Origin of the sequence: Micromonospora sp. NPDC049559 (assembly GCF_040676675.1) — a bacterium.
Lineage (GTDB): Bacteria > Actinomycetota > Actinomycetes > Mycobacteriales > Micromonosporaceae > JBFAPK01.
The window spans coordinates 31,474-52,019 of record NZ_JBFAPK010000036.1 but is presented as its reverse complement, the minus strand read 5'-3'; the positions used below and the strand labels follow the sequence as shown (position 1 = coordinate 52,019).

Annotated in this window: 19 protein-coding genes and 1 pseudogene; 13 read left to right on the top strand and 7 right to left on the bottom strand. The window is 73.3% G+C overall.

Going from position 1 to position 20,546, the window contains the following annotated elements:
- Window positions 1-140: 140 nt before the first annotated feature.
- The gene (locus AB0J86_RS30305) at window positions 141-1,049 is read right to left on the bottom strand and encodes an AraC family transcriptional regulator (RefSeq protein ID WP_363861061.1); all 909 of its coding nucleotides are present in this window, start codon (window positions 1,047-1,049) and stop codon (window positions 141-143) included.
- A 144-nt stretch (window positions 1,050-1,193) separates the two neighbouring features.
- Entirely contained in the window at window positions 1,194-1,760 is a 567-nt protein-coding gene (locus tag AB0J86_RS30300) for a helix-turn-helix domain-containing protein (protein ID WP_363861060.1), read from the bottom strand.
- A gap of 94 nt (window positions 1,761-1,854) precedes the next feature.
- Between AB0J86_RS30300 and AB0J86_RS30295 the strand changes: the two genes are divergently transcribed.
- The gene (locus tag AB0J86_RS30295; RefSeq protein ID WP_363861059.1) at window positions 1,855-2,793 is read left to right on the top strand and encodes an alpha/beta hydrolase; all 939 of its coding nucleotides are present in this window, start codon (window positions 1,855-1,857) and stop codon (window positions 2,791-2,793) included.
- Between the two features lie 41 nt (window positions 2,794-2,834).
- Here the strand turns inward: AB0J86_RS30295 and AB0J86_RS30290 are convergent, their stop codons facing one another.
- Window positions 2,835-3,464: a nucleoside monophosphate kinase gene (locus AB0J86_RS30290; protein WP_363861058.1), complete on the bottom strand. Its 630-nt coding sequence runs from the start codon at window positions 3,462-3,464 to the stop codon at window positions 2,835-2,837.
- Window positions 3,465-3,642: 178 nt separating this feature from the next.
- On the opposite strand from AB0J86_RS30290, the gene AB0J86_RS30285 reads away from it, so the two are divergent.
- The 8 genes from AB0J86_RS30285 to AB0J86_RS30250 all read left to right on the top strand — a co-directional run bounded on the left by AB0J86_RS30285 (window position 3,643) and on the right by AB0J86_RS30250 (window position 13,176).
- Window positions 3,643-4,068, top strand: a complete 426-nt coding sequence (locus tag AB0J86_RS30285) for a hypothetical protein (protein ID WP_363861057.1) — start codon at window positions 3,643-3,645, stop codon at window positions 4,066-4,068.
- A 113-nt stretch (window positions 4,069-4,181) separates the two neighbouring features.
- A complete protein-coding gene (locus AB0J86_RS30280) occupies window positions 4,182-5,174 on the top strand; it encodes an acyl-CoA desaturase (protein WP_363861056.1) in 993 nt (330 codons plus the stop codon).
- A 234-nt stretch (window positions 5,175-5,408) separates the two neighbouring features.
- Window positions 5,409-6,689 (top strand): glycosyltransferase, encoded by a 1,281-nt coding sequence (locus AB0J86_RS30275; RefSeq protein WP_363861055.1) that lies wholly within the window; start codon window positions 5,409-5,411, stop codon window positions 6,687-6,689.
- 280 nt (window positions 6,690-6,969) lie between these two features.
- On the top strand, window positions 6,970-8,151 hold the full coding sequence (locus AB0J86_RS30270) for an MFS transporter (RefSeq protein ID WP_363861054.1): 1,182 nt from the start codon (window positions 6,970-6,972) through the stop codon (window positions 8,149-8,151).
- A gap of 71 nt (window positions 8,152-8,222) precedes the next feature.
- Window positions 8,223-9,083 carry a hypothetical protein gene (locus AB0J86_RS30265; protein ID WP_363861053.1) on the top strand — a complete coding sequence of 287 codons (861 nt, stop codon included), beginning with the start codon at window positions 8,223-8,225 and terminating at the stop codon, window positions 9,081-9,083.
- A gap of 69 nt (window positions 9,084-9,152) precedes the next feature.
- Window positions 9,153-11,345, top strand: a complete 2,193-nt coding sequence (locus AB0J86_RS30260) for a hypothetical protein (protein WP_363861052.1) — start codon at window positions 9,153-9,155, stop codon at window positions 11,343-11,345.
- Window positions 11,346-11,348: 3 nt separating this feature from the next.
- On the top strand, window positions 11,349-12,068 hold the full coding sequence (locus AB0J86_RS30255; protein WP_363861051.1) for a hypothetical protein: 720 nt from the start codon (window positions 11,349-11,351) through the stop codon (window positions 12,066-12,068).
- A 181-nt stretch (window positions 12,069-12,249) separates the two neighbouring features.
- On the top strand, window positions 12,250-13,176 hold the full coding sequence (locus tag AB0J86_RS30250) for a hypothetical protein (RefSeq protein WP_363861050.1): 927 nt from the start codon (window positions 12,250-12,252) through the stop codon (window positions 13,174-13,176).
- 42 nt (window positions 13,177-13,218) lie between these two features.
- Here the strand turns inward: AB0J86_RS30250 and AB0J86_RS30245 are convergent, their stop codons facing one another.
- Window positions 13,219-14,088, bottom strand: a complete 870-nt coding sequence (locus AB0J86_RS30245) for an ABC transporter permease (RefSeq protein WP_363861049.1) — start codon at window positions 14,086-14,088, stop codon at window positions 13,219-13,221.
- Window positions 14,085-15,005 carry an ATP-binding cassette domain-containing protein gene (locus tag AB0J86_RS30240; protein WP_363861048.1) on the bottom strand — a complete coding sequence of 307 codons (921 nt, stop codon included), beginning with the start codon at window positions 15,003-15,005 and terminating at the stop codon, window positions 14,085-14,087. Before AB0J86_RS30240 ends, AB0J86_RS30245 begins: the two co-directional genes overlap by 4 nt.
- Window positions 15,006-15,114: 109 nt before the next feature.
- Here AB0J86_RS30240 and AB0J86_RS30235 point away from each other — a divergent pair, with 109 nt between their 5' ends.
- The 3 genes from AB0J86_RS30235 (at window position 15,115) to AB0J86_RS30225 (ending at window position 17,979) form a co-directional block, all read left to right on the top strand.
- Window positions 15,115-16,314, top strand: a complete 1,200-nt coding sequence (locus AB0J86_RS30235) for a sensor histidine kinase (protein ID WP_363861047.1) — start codon at window positions 15,115-15,117, stop codon at window positions 16,312-16,314.
- Entirely contained in the window at window positions 16,311-17,024 is a 714-nt protein-coding gene (locus AB0J86_RS30230) for a response regulator transcription factor (RefSeq protein WP_363861046.1), read from the top strand. Before AB0J86_RS30235 ends, AB0J86_RS30230 begins: the two co-directional genes overlap by 4 nt.
- A gap of 169 nt (window positions 17,025-17,193) precedes the next feature.
- On the top strand, window positions 17,194-17,979 hold the full coding sequence (locus tag AB0J86_RS30225; RefSeq protein ID WP_363861045.1) for a hypothetical protein: 786 nt from the start codon (window positions 17,194-17,196) through the stop codon (window positions 17,977-17,979).
- 99 nt (window positions 17,980-18,078) lie between these two features.
- On the opposite strand, the gene AB0J86_RS30220 is transcribed toward AB0J86_RS30225, so the two are convergent.
- Together AB0J86_RS30220 and AB0J86_RS30215 are read right to left on the bottom strand one after the other, a co-directional pair.
- Entirely contained in the window at window positions 18,079-18,342 is a 264-nt protein-coding gene (locus AB0J86_RS30220) for a hypothetical protein (protein ID WP_363861044.1), read from the bottom strand.
- 456 nt (window positions 18,343-18,798) lie between these two features.
- Window positions 18,799-19,125, bottom strand: a pseudogene (locus AB0J86_RS30215) (ADP-ribosylation/crystallin J1); the annotation flags it as partial.
- 296 nt (window positions 19,126-19,421) lie between these two features.
- Between AB0J86_RS30215 and AB0J86_RS30210 the strand changes: the two are divergent.
- Window positions 19,422-20,462 carry a hypothetical protein gene (locus tag AB0J86_RS30210; protein ID WP_363861043.1) on the top strand — a complete coding sequence of 347 codons (1,041 nt, stop codon included), beginning with the start codon at window positions 19,422-19,424 and terminating at the stop codon, window positions 20,460-20,462.
- Window positions 20,463-20,546: the final 84 nt, after the last annotated feature.

The following is a 20,546-nucleotide window of genomic DNA, read 5'->3' as shown; positions in this document are numbered from 1 at the left end:
AGCGCCCGATGATCTCGCCGTGGATTGCGCAATGGCCACCGAAGATTGCGCTACCGGCGGGTCGGGTCGTCCCCGCGCGAGGTGCCGGACCGTGGATCGCCATTCGCGCGCGAGGTGCCGGACCGTCGTTCCCGCGCGGCTCAGCCGGCGCGGAAGCGGGAGGGGCTGACGCCGTACTCGCGGCGGAAGGCCGCCGCGAACTGGCCGGGGCTGCGGTAGCCGCAGGCGAGCGAGACCTGGAGCACCGTCTGGTCGGTGTCGCGGAGCAGGTCGGCCGCGTGCCGCAGCCGCATCCGGACCAGGTACCGGTGCGGGGTGACGCCGGTCGACCGGGTGAACATGCGCAGGAAGTGGTACTTGCTGACGTTGGCCTGCCCGGCCAGGTCGTCGAGGCTGACCTCGTCGCGGAGGTGCTCGCGCATGTATCCGGTGACCCGGCCCAGCTGCGCCGGACCGAGCACCGCGGGCCGGGCGGCCGGCGTGACCGGCCGCGCCTCCAGCACGGTGCGGTAGAGCAGGTGGGTCGCGAGCATCTGCGCCAGCGAGTCCGCGTACGGCCCCGGCGCGCCGTGGCGCAGCGCCCGGCCGATCATCTGCCCGGCCGCCGTGACCAGGGAATCCTCCAGCAGCAGCGTGTCCGGGAACCGGTCCGGCACCGGCTGGCCGCCACCGCCGAGATGCTGGAAGGTCTCGTCCAGCAGCTCGGCGGCGAGGTGTACGTGCAGCGACTCCAGCGGCTGGGTGGAGGTCGAGTGCCAGCGCAGCACGCTGACGTTGCCGGGGGCGGTCACTCCGACCGCGCCGGGGCCGTACGTGGCCCGGCGCCAGAACCGTCCCTTGCGGCTCTCGATCACGTACGTGCCGCTGACGACGAAGACGACCAGCAGGTCGGGGGACTGGGCGGTGCTGAACGCCTCGGTCCGCGCCGGGTCGCGGTACGAGCGGGCCAGCAGCGTACGCCAGCCCAGCCCGTCGCTGGAGATCAGCCGCTGCGACGGCAGCGCCCGCTCCGCCAGGCGACTACGGACGAACGTCCCGTCCTGCGGCATCCCGCCCCCTCGCTCGGCCCTCGCGCCGGTGCTTCGCCCGCCCGCGCTCCGGCCGGGCGGGTCCAACCCTGACGCGTCCGCGCGCGGCCGACCACGGGTTCGCCCGGGAAGTCCGCGTCCGTACGCCTGCGGGCGTGGGCCATCTCACTTCCCGGGCGCGGACTCCCCGGGCGGCTCCGCCGGTGGCTCCTCGATCGGGAAGAGGATCGGGCTGAGCAGGTACGGCCGGCGCTCCGGGCCCGGCGCGTTGCCGAGCTGCGCCACGATCGCGCGGCGCAGACCGTCGATCAGCTCGTCGCGCTCCCCGGGGCTGAGCCAGATCGCGTGCTGCCGGTAGCCGACCGCGTCGGCGACCGGGTCGGCGCCCCCGCGCTCCAGGTAGGCGTTGAACTCGGCGATCAGCGTGGTCATCGCCACGGCGAAGATGCGCCGGTGGTCCTCCGGGGTGGCCGAGGCCGCCCGCTCGGCGTCGATCACGGCGCGCTCGCGGCGCAGCCGGTACCGCCGCTCGACGGCGCCGCGCACCCGCTGCTCGCCCTCGACCTCCAGGACGCCCGCGTCGGCGAGCAGCCCGACGTGGCGGTAGACGCTGGCCTTGGAGACGTCGGGGAGCCGGGCGCAGAGCTGGGCGGTGGTGAGGGTCCGGCCGCCCGACATGGCGTGCACGATTCGCAGCCGTACGGGATGCACCAGCAGCTCCGACCTGTCCACGCCCGAACGATCTCATATCTGATACCGTTCTCAAAGTTGAGAATAATCCGCGGTCGGCCGGCCCGGACCCCGCCTTTCACCCGAGGAGCACGCCATGCCACCCCAGCCCCACCGGACCGCCCACGACCCCGCCGGCGATCCGCCGCTCGGCCGGCTGCACGACGTAGCCGGACGGCGGCTGATGCTGCACCGGGCCGGCGCCGGCGCTCCCGCTGTGGTGTTCCTGCCCGGCGGCGGCCTGGTCGGCCTGGACTTTCTCGACGTGCAGGAGCGGGCCGCCCGGTTCACCACCAGCGTCCTCTACGACCGGGCCGGCACCGGCTGGAGCGACCCGGTGACCCTGCCCCGCCGGCCCGGCGAGGTCGTCGAGGAGCTGCGGGCGCTCCTGCGCGCCGCCGACGTGCCCGGCCCCTACCTGCTGGTCGGGCACTCGCTCGGCGCCTTCTACGCCCGCCGGTACGCGCAGTTGCACCCCGGTGAGGTGGCCGGCCTGCTCCTGCTCGACCCCGGGCACGAGGACATGCTCGGCTACCTGCCCGAGGAGGCCGCCGCCCTGAACGAGGCGATGAGGCTTGACCCGGAGCGGCTGCCCGAGCTGACCGACGAGCAACTCCGGGCCGCCCGCGAGCAGTACGCCCAGCTCTACGCGGCCTGGCCCGAGCCGGTACGCGAGGCGCTCACCGAACACCACCTGGCCACCTGGCGCACCGGCGTACGCGAGACGCTGAACTTCGACACCGAGGTCTACGACGAGCTGCGGCACGGCGGCGGGCTGCCGGACGTACCGCTGACCGTGCTCGGCGCGACGGGCCGCAACGCGTACTGGGCGCGGTTCGCCTCGGAGGAGCTGATGCGGGCGGCTCACGACGGGATCCGCGCGTTGCACGCGGCGATCGCGGCCTCGGTGCCCCGCGGCGAGTACCGGGTCGTCGAGGGCGCCTCCCACCAGTACCTGCACGTGGAGCACCCCGACGCGGTCGTCGAGGCGATCCGGGACCTGCTCGACCGGGCGGCCCTCGACCGCGCGGCTTGATTCTCTTCCCGGGGGGGGAGACGGCAGGCCGGGGCCGCCGCTCAGGCCGTCGCCCGGGCGGCGATCTCCTCCACCGGGAGGGTCGCGTCGACGGACAGCAACGTCCCCCGCGACCGATAGTGGTCGAGCACCGGCTCCGCCATGGGTCGGTAGGACTCCAGCCCGATGTGTACGCGTTCGGGCTGGTCGTTGTCGCGCTGGAACAGCCCGCTCCCGCACCGGTCGCAGCGACCGGGCCGGCTCGGAGGATCGAACTCCACGTGCCAGCGCGCGTCGCAGCCGCGACAGGTACGGCGACCGCCCAGACGCCGTACCACCTCGGCGTCGGAGAGGACCAGGTCGACAACCCGGTCGAGGGGCGCGCCCAGGTCGGCGAGCAGGGCGTCGAGCGGCCCCGCCCGGACCGGTCCGCGCGGGAGGCCGTCCAGGACGAAACCGGCGCCCGCCAATCCGGCCAGGTGTTCGCGGACGATTGCGAGGACCACCTCGTCGGGCACGAGCCGACCGCTGTCCATGTGGCGCTTGGCCTCGGTCGCGGCCGGAGTTCCATGCCGGAGCCCGGCCGCGTAGGCATCGGCCAGTCTGACCGGGGGGACCCCGAGCCGGCCGGCGACGAGGCCGGCGACCGTCCCCCTCTCCGCGCCGGGTGGTCCGAGAACGGCGATCCGCATCGGCGCAATCTACCCGCCCGCGTGGCGCCACCGGATCCCGTGCGACATCGCGTATTCGCCGGTCGGGGGGATGGAGCGGGCCTACCGTAGAGGGGGTTGGACCTTCGCCGAGGCGACGGCCCGCTCCGGCTCTCCGGTGACCGTCCCCGAGCGCACGTTCCGCGAGGAGGAAGCCCCGATGGCCCAAGCGAAGAAGACGGCCGCCCGCCGGGCCGTCGGAACCAGCGGTACCCGGAAGCGCGCGGGGGCCAAGAGCGCACCGACGAAGCAGGCCGTGACGGCGAAGCGGACCGCCGCCGCGGTGAAGCGGGAGGCCGCCGTGAGCGTCGCCAAGGGGCCGGCCCGGCGGCCGACGGCGAAGGCGGGTACGCCCGCCAAGAAGGCTCCCGCCAAGAAGGCTCCCGCGGCGGCGAACGCCAAGAAGGCGCCGGCGCGGAAGGCGACCACCGCGAAGTCGACGGCGACCCGCAGGACGGGCGAGTCGGCCGCCGCCCGGAAGACGGCCGCCAAGCGGGCGACCGGCGGCAGCCGCAAGGCCGGGCGGGTGTACGTACCCGAGAAGGCGCCGAGTCGGGCGACGATGCGGAAGGTCGCCGGCCGTTGAGCCGGCAGCGGTGCGTTCACGTACCGCCCCACCAGGGTTCGTCGAATGGCGCGGTGCCGTACGCGACCGACGGCTAGCGTCCGCCGTAACCGCCGCGAAGCGAAGGTGACGTGATGGCCGATACCGTTACCCGGCCGACCATGCCCGACGGGACCGTACCCGGTCCGAAACCCCTGCTCGGCGGGAGACGTCCGCTCCTGGCGCACGTGTCGGTCTACGCCTTCGTGGTGGTACCGCTGCTGGCGTTGCTGGTCGCCGTACCGGTCGCCTGGGGGTGGGGGCTCGGTTGGGTCGACGTCGGCCTCGCCGCGTTCTTCTACGTGGTGACCTGTCTCGGCGTGACCGTCGGCTTCCACCGGTACTTCACCCACGGCGCCTTCAAGGCGGGCCGTGGGGTGCGGATCGCGCTGGCGGTGCTGGGGAGCATGGCGGTGCAGGGGCCGGTGCTGCACTGGGTCGCCGACCACCGCCGCCACCACGCCTTCGCCGACCGGGAGGGCGACCCGCACTCGCCGTGGCTCTTCGGGACCTCACCGGCGGCGCTGGCACGCGGCTTCTGGCACGCCCACATGGGTTGGCTACTCGACCGTGATCTGACCAACCAGCAGCGGTTCGCCCCGGACCTGTTGGCCGACCGGGACCTCCGGCTGGTCCAGCGGCTGTTCGGGCCGCTGACCGTCGCCACGCTGCTGCTGCCGGCCGTCCTCGGTGGAGTGCTCACCGGAGGCTGGTGGGGGGCGGTGACGGCCTTCTTCTGGGCCGGTCTGGTCCGGATCGCGCTGTTGCACCACGTCACCTGGTCGGTCAACTCGATCTGTCACATGATCGGCGAGCGGCCGTTCGCCACGCGGGACAGGTCGGCGAACTTCTGGCCGCTGGCGATCCTGAGCATGGGGGAGTCCTGGCACAACCTCCACCACGCCGACCCGACGTGCGCCCGGCACGGCGTACGGCCGGGCCAGATCGACATCTCCGCCCGGCTGATCCGGGTCCTGGAGCGGCTCGGTCTCGTCCACGACGTGCGCTGGCCGAGCCCGGCCCGCCTCGCCCGGCTCGCCCGCGCCGAACCGCCGCCCGCCCGCCGCGTCGGACGCCCGAAGCGGTGACGTCGCGGCGGTGGAAATGACGTGCGCCGTGCTGCGCGCGAGGACGGCCGAAAATATCTCCAGCCCTCGAAAGCCCTTTGAAAGGCGTACGCGATAACGTCCGCGGCAAGCGCGGGCGTGGGCCTCATACATTGCTTCCGCTTCGCGCATTACAGTATCGGCTGCGGTTTTCCGTACCTCCCGGCTAGCAGGACGCCGCGGGTGACCGAGCGCATCAGTAGGAGAGGCCGTCGCATGAGGGGCCACGCATTCGATCATGATCAGTCTGTCCGCCCCAACGCGTGGGTACGCAGACTGTTCCCGCCGCTCACGCAGCTGACTCCCACCGACGGCGGCGCGCGGGCGCGGGTGAGCATTGTCGTGTTGGCCCGGGACGAAGAGCGCTGCATCGCCCGTTGTCTGGACAGCCTCGTGGGCGGCGGCTTCGACGACATCCTCGTGATCGATACCGGTTCCGTGGACGCGACGACCGATATCGTCGGCCGCTACCGCGGCTCGGGCGTCCGGTTGGTCCAATGCCGGTGGCCGGACTCCTTCGCGGACGTGCGGAACTTCGCGATCGAGACCGTCGGTTCCGGCTGGGTGGTCTTCGTCGACGCCGACGAATGGCTGACCGAGCGCTCCACGGAACAGCTCCGCGCTTGCCTCTCGTCACTGGACGGCCTCGCCGGCCTCTCCCGCCTGACGTTCGCCCCGAAGATCTACGACGCGCAGAGCGGCGAGTTCGACGAGGAGCGCCCGCGCATTCTCCGTGCGGAGAGCCCGATCCGTTTCCGCGGGCCGGTGCACGAGTACCCCGTGCTGCCGGGCGACGAGGAGAATCCGGTCGGCCTGGTGAGCCTGGACATCGACCTGCTGCACGACGGCGACGACCGGCGGATCGCCGAGGCCAAGGGCAGGCTGGCGCGGAACCTGGCCCTGCTGGAGGCGGCCCGGGCGAGCGACCCGGACAATCCGCGGTGGCTGTTCCACCAGCTCCGCGACCCGCTGCCGACCCTCGACGGCGCGCGGATCGGGGAACTCTGCGCCGCGCTGGGGGAGCTGGCGCGGACCCGTACCGCCACCGGCGACCGGTACGACGCGCGCGCCTACTACCGCCGCGCGCTCAGCCTCTCCTGTCAGCGGCTGGTGGCGCTGGGGCGTCCCCGGGCGGTCGACCACCACTGCGCCGAGCTGGACGCGCTCGACGGGGGCGACAACCCCGACGCGCACTACTTCCGCTCGCTGCTCGCGCTCCTGGCCGGCGCCGGCACCGCCGCCGACCTCGTGCGCAGCGTACGCCTGCGGCGCGACGACGCCCTCGTCGCGAGCAGCGCGATCTCCCCGACCGGCCGGCATCTCGACGCGCTGATCGTCACCCAGTTGGCGACGTTCCACAGCGATGCCGAGGCGGCCCGCTACCGCGAGCTGTGCGAACCGTGGGACGACGTCTTCTTCGAACGGTCGGTGCTGCGACCGGAGCTGGGTGCCGCGGTGCCGCGACCGCTCGTGGCGGGCCGTCCGGGCGGGGACTGACCGGACCGCGGGCACCGCCTCCACCGCGTCCGCCGTGTCCGCGCGGACCCCGTTCCGTGCTGTTATCGTCCTCCCAGTCGTTCGGTCCCGCCTCGGCCCGGACCCAACTCTTCTCCGCCTGGTGACCGGGGTGGCGGCGAGGGCGCGCGTCCCGTCCTGCCGCGGCTGGAGTCCCTGGCGGGCCACGGGTCGCCCCCCTGATTTCCTCGACACCCCTCGCGGGGCGTCCGGCGCCGGCGACCCGGGGTGGCCCGCCCTGACCGGCGACGAAGGACCGCTCATGTCGTCTGCCGCATCCGGCTACCGTCCGTTGCTGCGCACCCCCGGTGCCGCCGCCTTCTTCCTCGCCGCCGCCGTGGGCCGCGTCGGCATCGCGATGACCGGCCTCGGCCTGCTCTGGCTGGTACACGCCCGCACCGCCTCGTACGGCACGGCGGGCCTCGCCACCGCCGGGTTCGCCCTCGCCGAGGCCCTGGTCGGCCCGTACCTGGCGCGGCTGGTCGACCGGTTCGGCCAGCCCCGCGTCCTGCCGTTCTCCCTGCTCGCCCACGGCACCGCCATCGTCGGTGTCCTGGCCGCCACCTCGTCGGCCGCGCTGGTCGCCGCCGCCACCTGCGCGGGTGCGGCGCTTCCCCAACTCGGCGCCCTCTCCGCGGCCCGCTGGGTCCACCTGCTGCGCGAGCGGACCGGTGAACTGCCCGCCGCGTTCTCCCTGGAGTCGTTGGCCAACGCCACCGCCTTCCTGCTGGGGCCCGTCCTGGTCAGCGCGCTGGGCGCGGTCGACCGGGCGGCCCTGTCCAGTGCCATCGCCGCGGCGCTGATCCTGGGCGGCGGAGCCGCGCTGGCCGCCCAGGGCCGTACCGCGCCCCGGCCCGCCAATGGGCACACCGACGGCGCCCAGGTCGGACGTACGCTGCTGCGACCGGACTTCCTCCTGCTCGCCACGCTCAACCTGGCCATCGGGCTCTACTTCGGCACGATGGGCGTCTCGGTGAGCGCCTTCGCCGTCGGACACGGCCTGCCCGAGGCGGCCGCGCCGATCACCGCCGCCGCCAGCCTCGGCGGGCTGCTCTCCGGCTGGCTCTACGGGCGGCGTCGGCGCCGCGCCCCGGCGCATCGTCAACTCGTCGTCGCCACCGCGTACCTGACCGGTACGGCGCTGCTGCTTCCCCTCGCACCGTCCGCGACCTGGCTCGGCGCGGCCATGGTGGCGACGGAGGCGGCGGTACCGCCCACGCTCGTCCTGCTGAACGTCCTCACCGAGCGGTCCGTGCGCAGGACGGTCCTCACCGCGGCGTTCACCTGGAACAACTCCGCCAGCGCGGCCGGCTCGGCACTCGCGGCGTCCCTCGCCGGCCGCGCCGCCGACGGCCTGGGCGCCGCCGCCGCCTTCGCGCTGGCGCCGACCGCCGGGCTCGTCCTCCTGGCGCTCGCGATCGCCGCCCGGCGCCGGTTCGCCTGAGTCCGCCCTCCCTTCTGCGACAATCCGCAAAGGTCGACGTCGTCCGATACCGCGCGGGCCGGGAGGAAACCATGGAGCCGCTGGAAGAGTGGCTGGAGAGCATGCAGCCCCGGATCGCCGGGCTGCTGGACCTCGAACTTCCGCAGGGGCGGGAGTGGGACTACTCACCGGACTCCCTGGCCCGGCTGGAGGCGGAGGTGCTGGCCCGCGCCGTACCGACCCCCGACTTCCGCCAGCGGGTCTCCGGCTACCTCGGCGAGGCGCTGCTGACGACGGCCGGCGGACGCTGGGGCTGGGAGACGTCGCGTGGGCTGCCCCTCGTCCTCCCCGATCCGGAGCTGGACCTGCCGCCGATCTGCCCGGCCGACCTCGTCGAGCGGGCGCTGGCGAATCGCGACGGCGACGAGTTCGGGCGGGCGTACCGGGCGCTGGAACTGGCGGTGACGCGGCGGCGGGCCACGGATCCCGGCTGGCGGCCCCGCAAGGAGCCGACCCCCGGACTGGACCCGGAGCCGGCGGCGGAGCCGCCGGCCGAGCTCGACGCCTGGCTGGCCGAACGGAAGGCTGGCTTCGCGGCCTGGCTGACCGAGTACGCCCCGCGGCCGGAACGCTGGGACTTCTCCGTGGCCTCGCTGGACGAACTGGAGGAGGTGCTGCTCCGGCTCGTGCCGGCTCCCGAGGAGTTGGCGGCGCGGGCGGAGTTCGCCGAGGGCGCGTCCTGGTACCTCGGCGAGGTCTTCCGGCCGGTGCTGTCCGCGCGCTGGCGCTACCACCCCGGCGAGCCGGATCCGGAGAACATGTTCGTCGGCCGGCCGTTCCTGGAGCAGCCGGTGCCGAACGGGCGGACGGTCGTGCCGTTCGTACTGCTCAAGGGCGTACTCGCGCGGCGGGAGCCCGGCCTGCTGCGCGGGCTGGCCGAGCGGCTGGCGTGAGGCCGCTCTCGCATTTGCCCGGGCCGATACATTGACCCTACGGCGGTGTCCGATGAGGGGAGTCGGGTGGTGAAGAGGCTTCGTCCGGTGCTCGCGCTCTTGGCCGTGCTGTCGCTGGCGGTACCGGTTGGTGCGATCGGCTGGCCGAGCCCGGCCCCGGCGGCGCCGCAGCCGATCCCGCTGCCCGACGTCAGGGGGCCGGCGCCGGACCCGGACACCCTGCCGGGCGGCAGCAACCCGGCCGACCCCGGGCCGCGCCAGCGCTACGACTACCAGAACCCGGCCGAGGCGCTGCGATCCCACACCGACGAGCCGCCACCCGACGACGTGGCGGCGCAGCTCGCGGCGCTGAGCCCGGAGGCCGAGAAGGCGGGCACCTGGGAGCACTGCCAGAAGCGGTGGCTGGAGTACAAGCAGCGCAAGGCCGCCGAGCAGGCGGCGGGCAAGCAGACCAGCCGGCCGCTGCCGTGGCGGAGCTGGCTGCGGACCTACATTCCCGCGCAGGGCAACGACAACCAGGGCAAGGCGTACGTGCTGCACGTCGCCAAGCGGCTGCGGCTCGGCGCCAACCACGGCTGGCGCTCCGAGGTGCACGTCCCGGAGGTCAACCGCTACTACGACCTGGCCAACGAGGAGCTCGGCCTCTTCTACGAGATCAAGTCGGGCAAGGGCGTCGACGACGGCGAACTGGCGCGGGACAAGCAGTTCGTGGCACTCGAAAAGGGCAAGCCCAACCCCCGTACGCTGGTGTACCTCTTCGCCGTCGAACCGAGCGAGACCGCCAAGACGAAGCTGCGCGACGCCGGCCTGTCGCACCTCGTGGTGCCCGCGCTGAAGAACCTCGTCAACCCGGGCGACGACGGCGAGGCCGGCGGCGCCGGTACCGGTGGTCCGTCCGGCGGCGATCCGCAACCCGGACCGGCGGGCAACGCCGCCGACGTGCTACGCGCGCCGGACCAGCGCGGCACCCAGGGCGCGGCGCTCGACGAGTTCGCCGATTCCCCGGACACCCCGGCGGAGGCGGAGGAGCTGGCGCGGGTCAACCAGCAGCTCGCCGCCGAGTCCGGCCACCCCGAGCTGGCCCAGGACCTGGGCGGCGTCGACTTCTCCACCCTGGAGCTGCGCTACGTCGCCGACACCTACCACAACGGCTCCGGCGTGCAGTACGCCTTCAAGGCCGATCAACTGACCGCCGCCGACCAGCGCTCCTTCGGCGGCCGGCGGGCGGCGCGGCTCGCCTCGGACGCGTTCTTCGTCTGGCTGGAGCTGCCGCCGTCCGCGTTCACGGTGAACCTCAACCCCGACGAGCCCGACCGGATCATCGACGCCGCGTTCGGCCGGACCGACGCCGGGCGCGTGCTGCTGGAGGCCGACCTGACGCTCAAGAAGTCGGTCGCGAAGTTCATCCACCCGAACACGCCCGGCGGTCGGAAGTACTGGGACGCGTTGCAAGGCCCCACCAAGTGCATGACCATGCGGCAGTGGATCGTGCCCGGTACCGCCACCGTCCGCGAGAACGGCAACGAGCTGTACATCCTCGACGCACCGCTCCAGGTGAAGATGGAGTCCGACGTCATCAAGGCCCGGGGCGTCGGCGGCATCGGCGGGTGCAGCCACCAGGACGAGGCCATCACCCGGCAGAACGAGTCCCTGTACCGCACGACGATCCTGCCGCAGGTCCAGGACGCGGTGAACCACGCCCCCGAGTACGCCGACCTGCGCCGGGTCTACGCGAGCCGGGTTGCCGCCGAGTGGTTCCGCCAGCGCAGCGCCACCAAGCGCACCGCCTACTCCGACCTGATCGGCAAGGGCGACATCAGCCGCTGGCAGTCCCGCGAGCCGTGGAACCCGCGCGACGTCTTCGACCGGTACGTCCAGTCGTACAAGAACGGCGAGTTCAAGGTCCCGCACACCACCCGCAGGGGCAACACCGTCTACACCCAGACCTTCGTCTACGGCGGGGTGGACTTCAGCCGCGTCGACCGTGACCGGGTCGACGCCGACGCGTTCGCCCGGCAACACCCCGCGCTGGCCGCCTCCGTCGGCGACTCGCTGCACGGTCCCGTCGGCCAGGGGCGGGAGGTCTGGCTGGGCGGCCTCACCACCGCCAAGCCCATCGCCGAGGCGTTCGCCCGGCCCGCGCCGGCGACCTCGAACCCCCTGTTCTACGCGCTCGCGCCGCTGCCCCTCGTCGCCTGGCTGCTCGCCGGCGGCCTGCTGCTGCGCCGGCGCCGGGCGCGGACCACGTCGAGCGGGGCCTGACCGATGAGCACCACCACCAGCACCCCGCCGTCACCGGCGGCCCCCGGTACCGTCTTCGCGGCGAGCTACCTCTTCGCCGGGGTGGCCGCGCTCGCCCTGGTCACCGCGATCAGCGCGTTCTTCGCCGTGCCCGAGTTCGGCCAGTACCACAGCGAACGGGCCGGCGACGGCGCGGCGGGCGCGCTGGCCGCGTTCGGCCTGGTCGTGTTCGCGCTGCTGGCGATCGTGTTCGGCGCCGTCTGCCTGCTGCTGGCCGTGCTCGACGGGCGGGGGCTGAACCCGGCCCGGGTGCTGACCTGGGTCGTCGGCGGGCTCGCCGGCTGTTTCGACGTCGCGCTGCTCACGGTCGGCGTCTACGACCCCGTCCCCTGGTACGCGGGCGTGACCCGGGCGCTGGCCGGCGCGTCGTTGCTGCTCACGATCGGGTCCGTCGTCCTGCTCGCCCTGCCGGCCTCCTCCCGGTACTTCCGGGACGCCCGGCTGGCCCGCCAGGAGCGGCGCCCCCGGCTCGCTCCTCATCCTTCGCCACCACCCGGGTACCGCGTGCCCTACCCGCCGCCCGGGTACGGCGCCCCGTATCCGCCGCCGCCCGGCCAGCGCGTGCCCTACCCTCCGCCGGTCGCGTTTCCGCCCCGACCGGCCCCGCCCCCGATGCCTGCCCCGCCTCCGATGCCCGTCCCGCCTCTCGGCCGCCACCACCGGCGGCACCGGTACCACCATTGAGCCCGCCGTCACCACTGAGCGGAGGCGGAGCGAGTCCGGCGCCGGCCCGGGACGAGGACGCCTCCGCCTGAGCCGCCCGCGCCCCGAGCCGGTGACGGAGACGCGACAAGAGGTAGTGGACCGCGACCGGCGTCGATACGCTCCCCCCGTAGCGCACCTACTGTCACGGGGGTTCACCGACATGCGTTTCTCGCTTTCGCGCGCCGCGACAGCGGCTCTGCTGCTGACCAGCGCCGTCGCGCTGCCAGCCGACCCGGCCGGTGCGGCCACCGCCGGCCCGTCCGTCGACACCACCGCGCCGGCCGTCGTCGGCGCCGGCCAGAACCCGATCGACGTTCCGGTACGGGTCGTGAACACCGGCGGCACCGACCACCTCGCGAGGCTGCGGTTGACCGTCACGCCGGTGGCCGGCAGCGCCACGCGACCGCTCGCCGCCACGCTGGTCCTGACCTACGAGTTCGGTGTCCAGCAGCGCCAGATGAGTTACGAGACCCGGGGTGACACCCTCGTCGCCACCACGCCGGACCTGCTCACGGTGCGCGCCGACGAGACCACGACGATCCGCCTGCGGGTTGCCACCAGGCCGACCAGCACCGCCCCGCACGTCGACGAGGTGACGGCGCTCGTCGACGCCGAGGCGCTGGACAGCTCCACCGGCGCGGTGTTCGCGACCGACCCCGAGCCGGACCGGATGACGATGGTGGAGCCCCGGGCCGAGCTGGCCGGATGGCCGGAGCGGCTTCCGGTGGGGACCCCGGCCGTCGTCACGGCGACGCTCACCAACACCACGCCGCTGCCGTACCCGCTTTTGCGGCCGGCCCTGGCCATGTTCCGCGCCAGCGACGCCTCCGAGGTCGTCGTCGAGCGGCTCGACGGCGCGCAGTGGACCCGGGTGGCCGGGCCGTCCAACGGCTACTACTGGTTCTACGCCGTCGGCTACCCGAGCCTCCAGCCCGGGGACGCGTACACGGCGACCTTGAGAATCACGTTCACGGACGACGCGGCCGTCGGCGAGCAGGGATTCGTCTACCAGATCGGATACAACTACTTCGGTACCGCCTCGGTCGCCGCCGACCTCCACCCGTACACAATCACGCCACGCGCCTGACCCGGCGCCGGGTCAGAAACCGCCGGGTAGGGAGGCGCCGGGTCAGGAGGCGTCGCGGCGGTCGAAGCTGAGCGCCCCCGCGCCGAGCGCCACGACCACGTACGCGACCGCCACGGCGACCGCGCCGCCCCGCGTGAGCAGGTACGGGTGGTCGGAGCCGGCCAGCTGCGGCGTCAGGTTCGGCAGCAGGACCGAACCGAAACGCAGCTGCCACGCCGTCGGCAGGAAGTGCGCGAAGACCGGCGCCACCAGGACGAGGCCGCCCAGGGTCAGCAGCGTCGAGGCGGTCGAGCGCAGCACGGCGCCCAGCCCCAGCGCCACGGTGCCGGTGACCGCCACGACGAGCGCCGCGCAGAGGACGGTCGGCATCGCGTCCGTCCAGCTCTGCCAGGGGCTCAGCGGCGCCGGGCGGTCGCCGAGCAACAGGCGCGCCCCGGCGAAGGAGAGCAGCGCGAACAACAACCCGCCGCACAGGCCCACCGCGCCGGCGACCGTGGCCTTGGCGCCGAGCAGCAGCCGGCGCTGCGGTACGGCCAGCAGCCCCGGGCCGATGGCGCCCGTGGTGAACTCGCTCGTGACCAGCATGGCGCCGATCGACCCGAGGAAGAACTCCACGAACGGCATGACCACCACGGTCGGGTCGGCCGTCTCGTAGTTCGCCTGCTCGGCCGTGGTCGCCTGGTCGAAGGCGCGGACCAGCAGGAACAGGATGAGCATCCCGAGCAGGGTCGCCGCCGCGCCGCCGGCGACGAACGCGTACGTCGACCGCAGGGTCCGCAGCTTCATCCACTCGGCGGCCACCGCGTCCCGGAACACCCGCAAGCGCGGCACCTCCGGGGTGGCCGTGTCGCCGGTCTCCGCCGTGCTGCCGGTCTCCGCCGCCGTGGCCGGGCGGTTCCGCGGTGTGGTCATGGCCGGGCCGTCCTCTCCGCGGCGGCCCGGTACTCGACCGCCCCGCTGGTCATCTCCAGGTACACGTCCTCGAGCGTGGCGCTGCGCGGCGTCAGCCCGTGGACGGGGATCGACGCCGCCGCGGCGGCGTCGCCGATGGTGGGCGCGTCCACGCCGACCGCGACGAGCGCGCCGTCCCCGGTGGTCGTGACGGCCGCGCCGAGGCCGGTGAGGACGCGGGCGAGCTCGTCCGCGCGTGGCGACCGTACGAGCACGTCCCGGGCGAACCGGTCGCGCATCCGCGCCACCGAGGTCTCCCCGATCAGCCGGCCCCGGCCGATGATCAGTACGTGGTCGACGGTGAGCGCCATCTCGCTCATCAGATGGCTGGAGAGCAGCACGGTGCGGCCCTCCGCGGCCAGCGACCGGAGGGTCGAGCGGATCCACCGGATGCCGGTGGCGTCCAGCCCGTTGACCGGCTCGTCGAGCAGGACCACGGCCGGGTCGCCGATCAGCGCACCGGCGATGCCGAGGCGTTGCCGCATGCCGAGCGAGAACCCGCCCACCCGCCGGTGCGCCACGCCCGCCAGGCCGACCCGCTCCAGCACCGCCGTCACCCGGGCCGCGCCGATGCCGTTGGCGCGGGCCAGGCAGGCGAGGTGGTGGAAGGCCGTACGACCCGGATGCGCGGCGTCGGCGTCGAGCACCGCGCCCACCTCGCGCATCGGGCGGCGGATCCGGTCGTACCGGCGACCGCCGACCAGCGCCTCGCCGGAGGTCGGGTGGTGCAGGCCCAGGATGACGCGGAGGGCGGTGGACTTGCCCGCCCCGTTCGGACCGAGAAACCCCGTCACGGCTCCCGGCCGGACCTCGAACGACAGCCGGTCGAGCGCGAGCGTCGGCCCGTACCGTTTGGTCAGCTCCCTCACGACAATCATGGGAAGACGATGCCGGGGGCGGGTGCTCCCGCGCGTCTGACCGGGGCAGGAAGAGCGCGTCATACCACGGTCAGACGCGTACCCGTGCCCGTCGATATAGCGTGGGCGCGTGCGTTCCAGGCGGTTCGGATTCGACGTACGCGGCACCGTGGTGGACGGTGTGACCGCCACCGTACTGGTGTCTCTCGCGGCCCACGCCACGCTCGAACCGCCGGGTCCGCCCTTCGCCGGGCCGGCGTGGGTGGCGTGGCTGGCGGCCGCGGCGGTGGGTCTGCCGGTGGCGGTCCGCCGGCGGTGGCCGTTGCCGGTCTTCGCCGGCGTGACGGTGGCCGCCGCGGTGGCCACCGCGTTCGGCGTCGTGGGGCCCGGGGTCATCTGGGTGACCTACCTGCCGGTCACGCTGGCGGGCTACACGGCGGCCACCGCGTCGGGCCCCGTCGGCGCGGCGGTCGCCCTCGCCAGCGGCCTGGCCGCGCCGGCGGCCACCATTCCGTGGCTCTACCAGCGGTTGGGCATCGATCCGGTCGACGCGCCGGCCAGCGAGGCGCCGCTGTGGTGGCAGGTGGAGCTGGGCATGGCGGCGGTGGCGGTGGCCGCCGCCTGGGCGATCGGCCGGGTGGTCCGCTGGCGCCGGGCGGTCCAGGCCGACCTCGCCCGCCAACTCGCGCGCGACGCGGTCGCGGCCGAGCGGCTGCGGATCGCCCGGGAACTGCACGACATCGTCGGGCACAGCATGAGCCTGATCGCGGTGAAGGCCACCGTGGCCAACCACATCGCCGAGCAGCGGCCGGCGGAGACCCGGGCCGCCCTGGTGACCATCGAGCGGACCAGCCGAGCCGCGCTCACCGAGATCCGGCGGCTGCTCGACGTGCTGCGCGCGGAGACCGACCCGGCCGCCGAACTCGGTCCGGCGCCCGGCACCGCCGACCTGCCCGACCTCGCCGACCGGCTGCGCTCCGCCGGGCTGCGGGTGGAGCTGAGCCTGGACGGCGCCGACGACCTGCCGCAGGCGGTCGACCTCACCGTCTTCCGGATCGTCCAGGAGTCGCTCACCAACGTGGTGCGGCACGCGCGGGCCGGCCACTGCCGGGTGACGGTGCGGGTCCGGGACGCCCGGGTGCGCATCGAGGTCCTGGACGACGGTCGCGCGCACCGGCCGTCCGGCCGGCGACCCGCCGGGCGCGGCCTCATCGGCATGCGCGAGCGGGTGTCGACGTACGGGGGCACCCTCAGCGCCGGGCCGCGGCCGGAGGGCGGCTTCCGGGTGGTCGCCGAGATCCCGTACGCGACGGCGGAGGAGGCGGCGTGACCGCCGACCCGTCCACCCCGGACCGGCCGTCCGACCCGTCCGTGCCGGACATCCGGGTGCTGCTCGCCGACGACCACGCGCTCATGCGGGAGAGCTTCCGGGCCCTGCTGGAGGTGTCGCCGGGCTTCGCCGCGGTGGGGGAGGCCGGCACCGGCGCCGAGGCGGTACGGCTGGCCCGGCGGCGGCGGCCCGACGTGGTGCTGATGGACGTACGGATGCCGGAGCTGGACGGCATCGAGGCGACCCGACAGATCTGCGCGGGGCCGGAGACCGGCTCCGTACGGGTGCTCATCCTCACCACCTTCGACCTGAACGAGTACGTCTACGCCGCCCTGCGGGCGGGCGCCAGCGGGTTCCTGGTCAAGGACGTGACGGCCGCCGAGCTGCTGGCCGGCATCCGGGTGGTCGCCTCGGGGGAGGAGCTGTTGGCACCGCGGGTCACCCGGCGGCTGATCGCCACGTTCGCCGGTCGGGCCGGCGCGCGGGCCGGGCTGGAGGCCATCACCGGGCGGGAGCGCGAGGTGCTGGGCCTGATCGCCCGCGGACGGTCCAACGCGGAGATCGCGCAGGAGCTGCACGTGACGCTCGGCACCGTGAAGACCCACGTCGGGCGCCTGCTCAGCAAGCTCGGCGCGCGGGACCGGGCGCAGCTGGTGATCACCGCGTACGAGACCGGCCTGGTGACGCCGAAACCGCGCTCGGCGCTCTGAGCCGCCGGGTCGAGTCGCCCCGCGTGCCCGTGGGGCGGCATGGCCGGTACCGTCTACTGGGCCGGACGGCGAGCGCTTCTCGGCCGGGCCGACGCGTCCGGTGCGTTCGACCCCATCGCACAGGCTCGAGCGCCAGCCGGCGCGCTCGTTTTGGTTATGCTGCGCGTCCATGAACGGTGAACTGGCCCAGTGCCTAGCCATCGCGACGCACGTCACGATGGGGCTCGCGCAATCGCGCGGCGGCCTCTCCCGGGCGGATGGTCTGCTCGGCCTTCCACAATTCGCGGATCTGGTTGCGTTCGACTCGGTGGTGGGCGTAGAGGCGTGGGTTGATCGTTTGGCCGACGACGGGGTAGACCGGCTGTGGTTCGCCGTTGCGGACCTCGGGGCCGCCGACTGGCCCGGCGGGCTGCCCGCGCCGGCGAGCGCGGGGTTCGTGGGCGGCGTACCGATCGGGCTGTTGGGCACCGGCTCGGCTGGCAGTCGCCTGTGGAAGTCGCAGTGGAGTGCTGGCGCGCGGGTGGCCGACGGCGCCCAGATTTTGATCGCCAACTACGTCTCCCAGCCTCGGCCGGTCGTCCCGGCGCGGGTCGGCATGGGCACGGCCAGCCACGAGTTGGACCAAGCGCTGGAGAAGGCCACCGAGTTCGCCGTCCGGCAGCAGTTACCAACGTGGGCGCGGGTGTTCGCCGAGGCTCGCCGGCAACCGGCGCGGGACGCGACTCCGCGCGCTGGGCGCCCTCGGGACCTGTTTCCGGTGTCGTGGCCCGATGCTGATGGTCCCCGCCTGGCCGACAGGGCGCTGGCGGCCTGGGTGTTCGGGGGCATGGGGTCGTGGAACGACCTCGGGTTCGCTGATGGCGGAGTACGGCAGGAGTACGAACAGATCAGCCGTGATCTGCTCGAAACGGTACTGCGGGCCTGCATCGCGGCCGTCAATATCGATCTTCCTTGAGGTGCGGAGGTGTTCCGACCAGGACGGCCGAGACGACCCGTCTCCTGCTTCTCTGGCTGCGGCGGCGTGGGTGGGCCAGGGTGAGGGCGGCTGGCATCATCATGCGATCCAGACGGCGACCGGGGCGCGGGCGAGTTCCGGTCGTGGCTGGCGCACCCGGACGGCCAACGCGAACCGAAAACCCGTCGAGAACGCCTCGACCTGGGTGATGCCGACCGCCACGTCGTCCGTTCGGCCGAGTAGGACCGCCAGCCCGACGCTGGCCGGGATCTCGTTCTCCGGCGGGGACATCCGCCGGTGCCACTGCTCCACCTGCTCGGATGTCGGTTCTCCCGTTGCTTCGCCCCGACGGCTCACCCACATCGCGTGATCCTCTCGCGCGGGCAAGCTTGATCACCACCCTCGCTCTTCTCCAAAGTCGAACTCGAAGGTGCCCGCCTCGATGCGGCCGATGAGCTGGCTGACGTCGTCGGCCTGCCGGATCGCGCTGTTCCATCCGTCGCTTGAGACGTCCGCCAACAGCACGGGTGCGGGGTCGCTGCGCAGGTCGAGCACGAGCTGTTCACGGGAGCCGTCGCCGCCGATGATCGCGACGCCGGGGTGCGCGTCGGTGCCTTCGTCCCATGCGTCATGCAGCTCGAGCATCTCGCGCGGCGAATTCAGCTGGACGTAGGCGCCGCTCGTCATCCAGCCCCGCTGAAACCACGACTCGCTCTGGAGGTAGCTTCGCCATGCGGCAGGCAGCTCTCGCCCCAAAGCCCGGTCGGCCTCGGTGAACTCCTGGTCGGTCACCGGCCCGCGATAACAGGCTTCCTCGACGATCGCGCCGACAATGTGGTCGTTGAGGTCGTCGAGTTCTTCCGCGGGAATCCAGTACTCCAGTACGTCGCGGCCGCCGGCCTGGTGAACCTCGTAACGGTCCAGGTACGAACGTTGGACGTCGAACCGCGTCACGTAGCCGATGCCCTCCGCGGGAACGTTCCACTCCCGGGCTATCTTCGTGGCGTACCAGCGATTGAGCACGGGGTAGAAAATCGGCTGCTCCGGCAGGCGTGGTGGCCAGGCCAGCCACCCCGATGCCGCAACGAGGTCGAGTTCGGCCTGCCCGGTGGGCCGCCACAGGGTCGTCGTGTCGGAGCTGTTCATGGTCCGCCCGTCGCAATCATGATCTGGCTCGGTCGTGGAGCCACGTGCCCGACATTGTGGTGGTGCCGGTCCCGGGTATTGCCCCGGGTCGGTTGGCTCGGCCAACGAAGTGGCGCAGACGCCCATCCAGGCGCTCAGCCACCGCTGTCAATGGGTACTGCCGGCCGAGGTGATCACAGTCCGTAGCTGGCCCATGCTCGAGCGGCGTCATGGTCGTGGACGAACGGATAGGTCGGCCGCCCGAGTCACCGCACGGGTGCGCACGAATACCATGACGGCGTTGGGATGGGGGCGTCATGGAATATCTCGCTTCGGGCCTTTTCGTGGGCGTCGCCGTCGGTACCTACCTGGCAGCGCGAGGAGTGAAGCTCTCCCTGCGTCCCGGACCGCCGGTCATCGGCGCGCTCGGCGCGGCCGCGACCGCCGTGTTGCTCCTGGTCTGCGCGTCGGCGCTGATGCCGGCCTGGGCGGCCGTCGTCACCGTGGTCGTCCTCGTGGCGCTGGCACTGCTGTGGCTGATCGACATCGGCGGCCGCCGGCGCCTGTCGACGCTGACGGCCGCGGCGGTGCACGTGCCGCAGGCGGTCGGGCTGCCCCTGGCGGCTCTTCCCATCCACACCTCGTACGTCCTGCACCCGAGGCGGAGAGGGTCCGAACCAGGCTCGTGCGAATGCCTGGCCTGTACATCGTTCGGTACGTTCGCCCCGCGCGATCGGGTGACGGTGGCGGTGTCACCGACCGAGCTGTCGCTCTGGCGTGGCGATCGGGGTGCGGTCGAGCTGACCGGGACTCTACGGCTGGGGTTCGTCCGGGGGATCGTGCTGCGCCGGCAAGGCATTTCCCTGCTCAGCCCGTTCGGCTCCTACACCCGCGATGCGGACAACATGTCGGTGTCAATCGGACGCCGAGGCGACACGGACGACCTGCCGGCAATCCTCGGCGGCAACCGCGACGTGTTCGTGCTGAACCTGGCCGACAGCTCCGCGGCGGTCGTCGCGGTCGAGCCGCGCCACAACACCCGGCTGTTCGTCGACGTGGTCACCCGCCTGCTGGACGACATCGAACTGCGGCTGCTCGCCGTGCTCGCCCGTGACGGTCGAGCCGACGCCGACGAACTGCGACTGATCGCGGGCAGAAGGGTAGCGACCGCCGTTCGCAAGCTCGCCAGAATGGCCCACGAAGACCTGATCACCGCCGGTCCACCGGAGGATTCCGACGAACTGCCGTCGTGGGCCCGCATCACCGCCGAGGGCCGACGAGCCCTCAGCGACGGCATCGCCGCGCTCTCTGCTGTAGCTCGCGCGGTGGTGGTGGAACCGGGCGATCGGGACAGGTAGGCACCTCCGGCGATGCGGGCTGGTCTGCGGCACCTCGGACAGTTGCTCCCTGGCCAACCGCCGGGGCTCCCGATCACGCGCGGA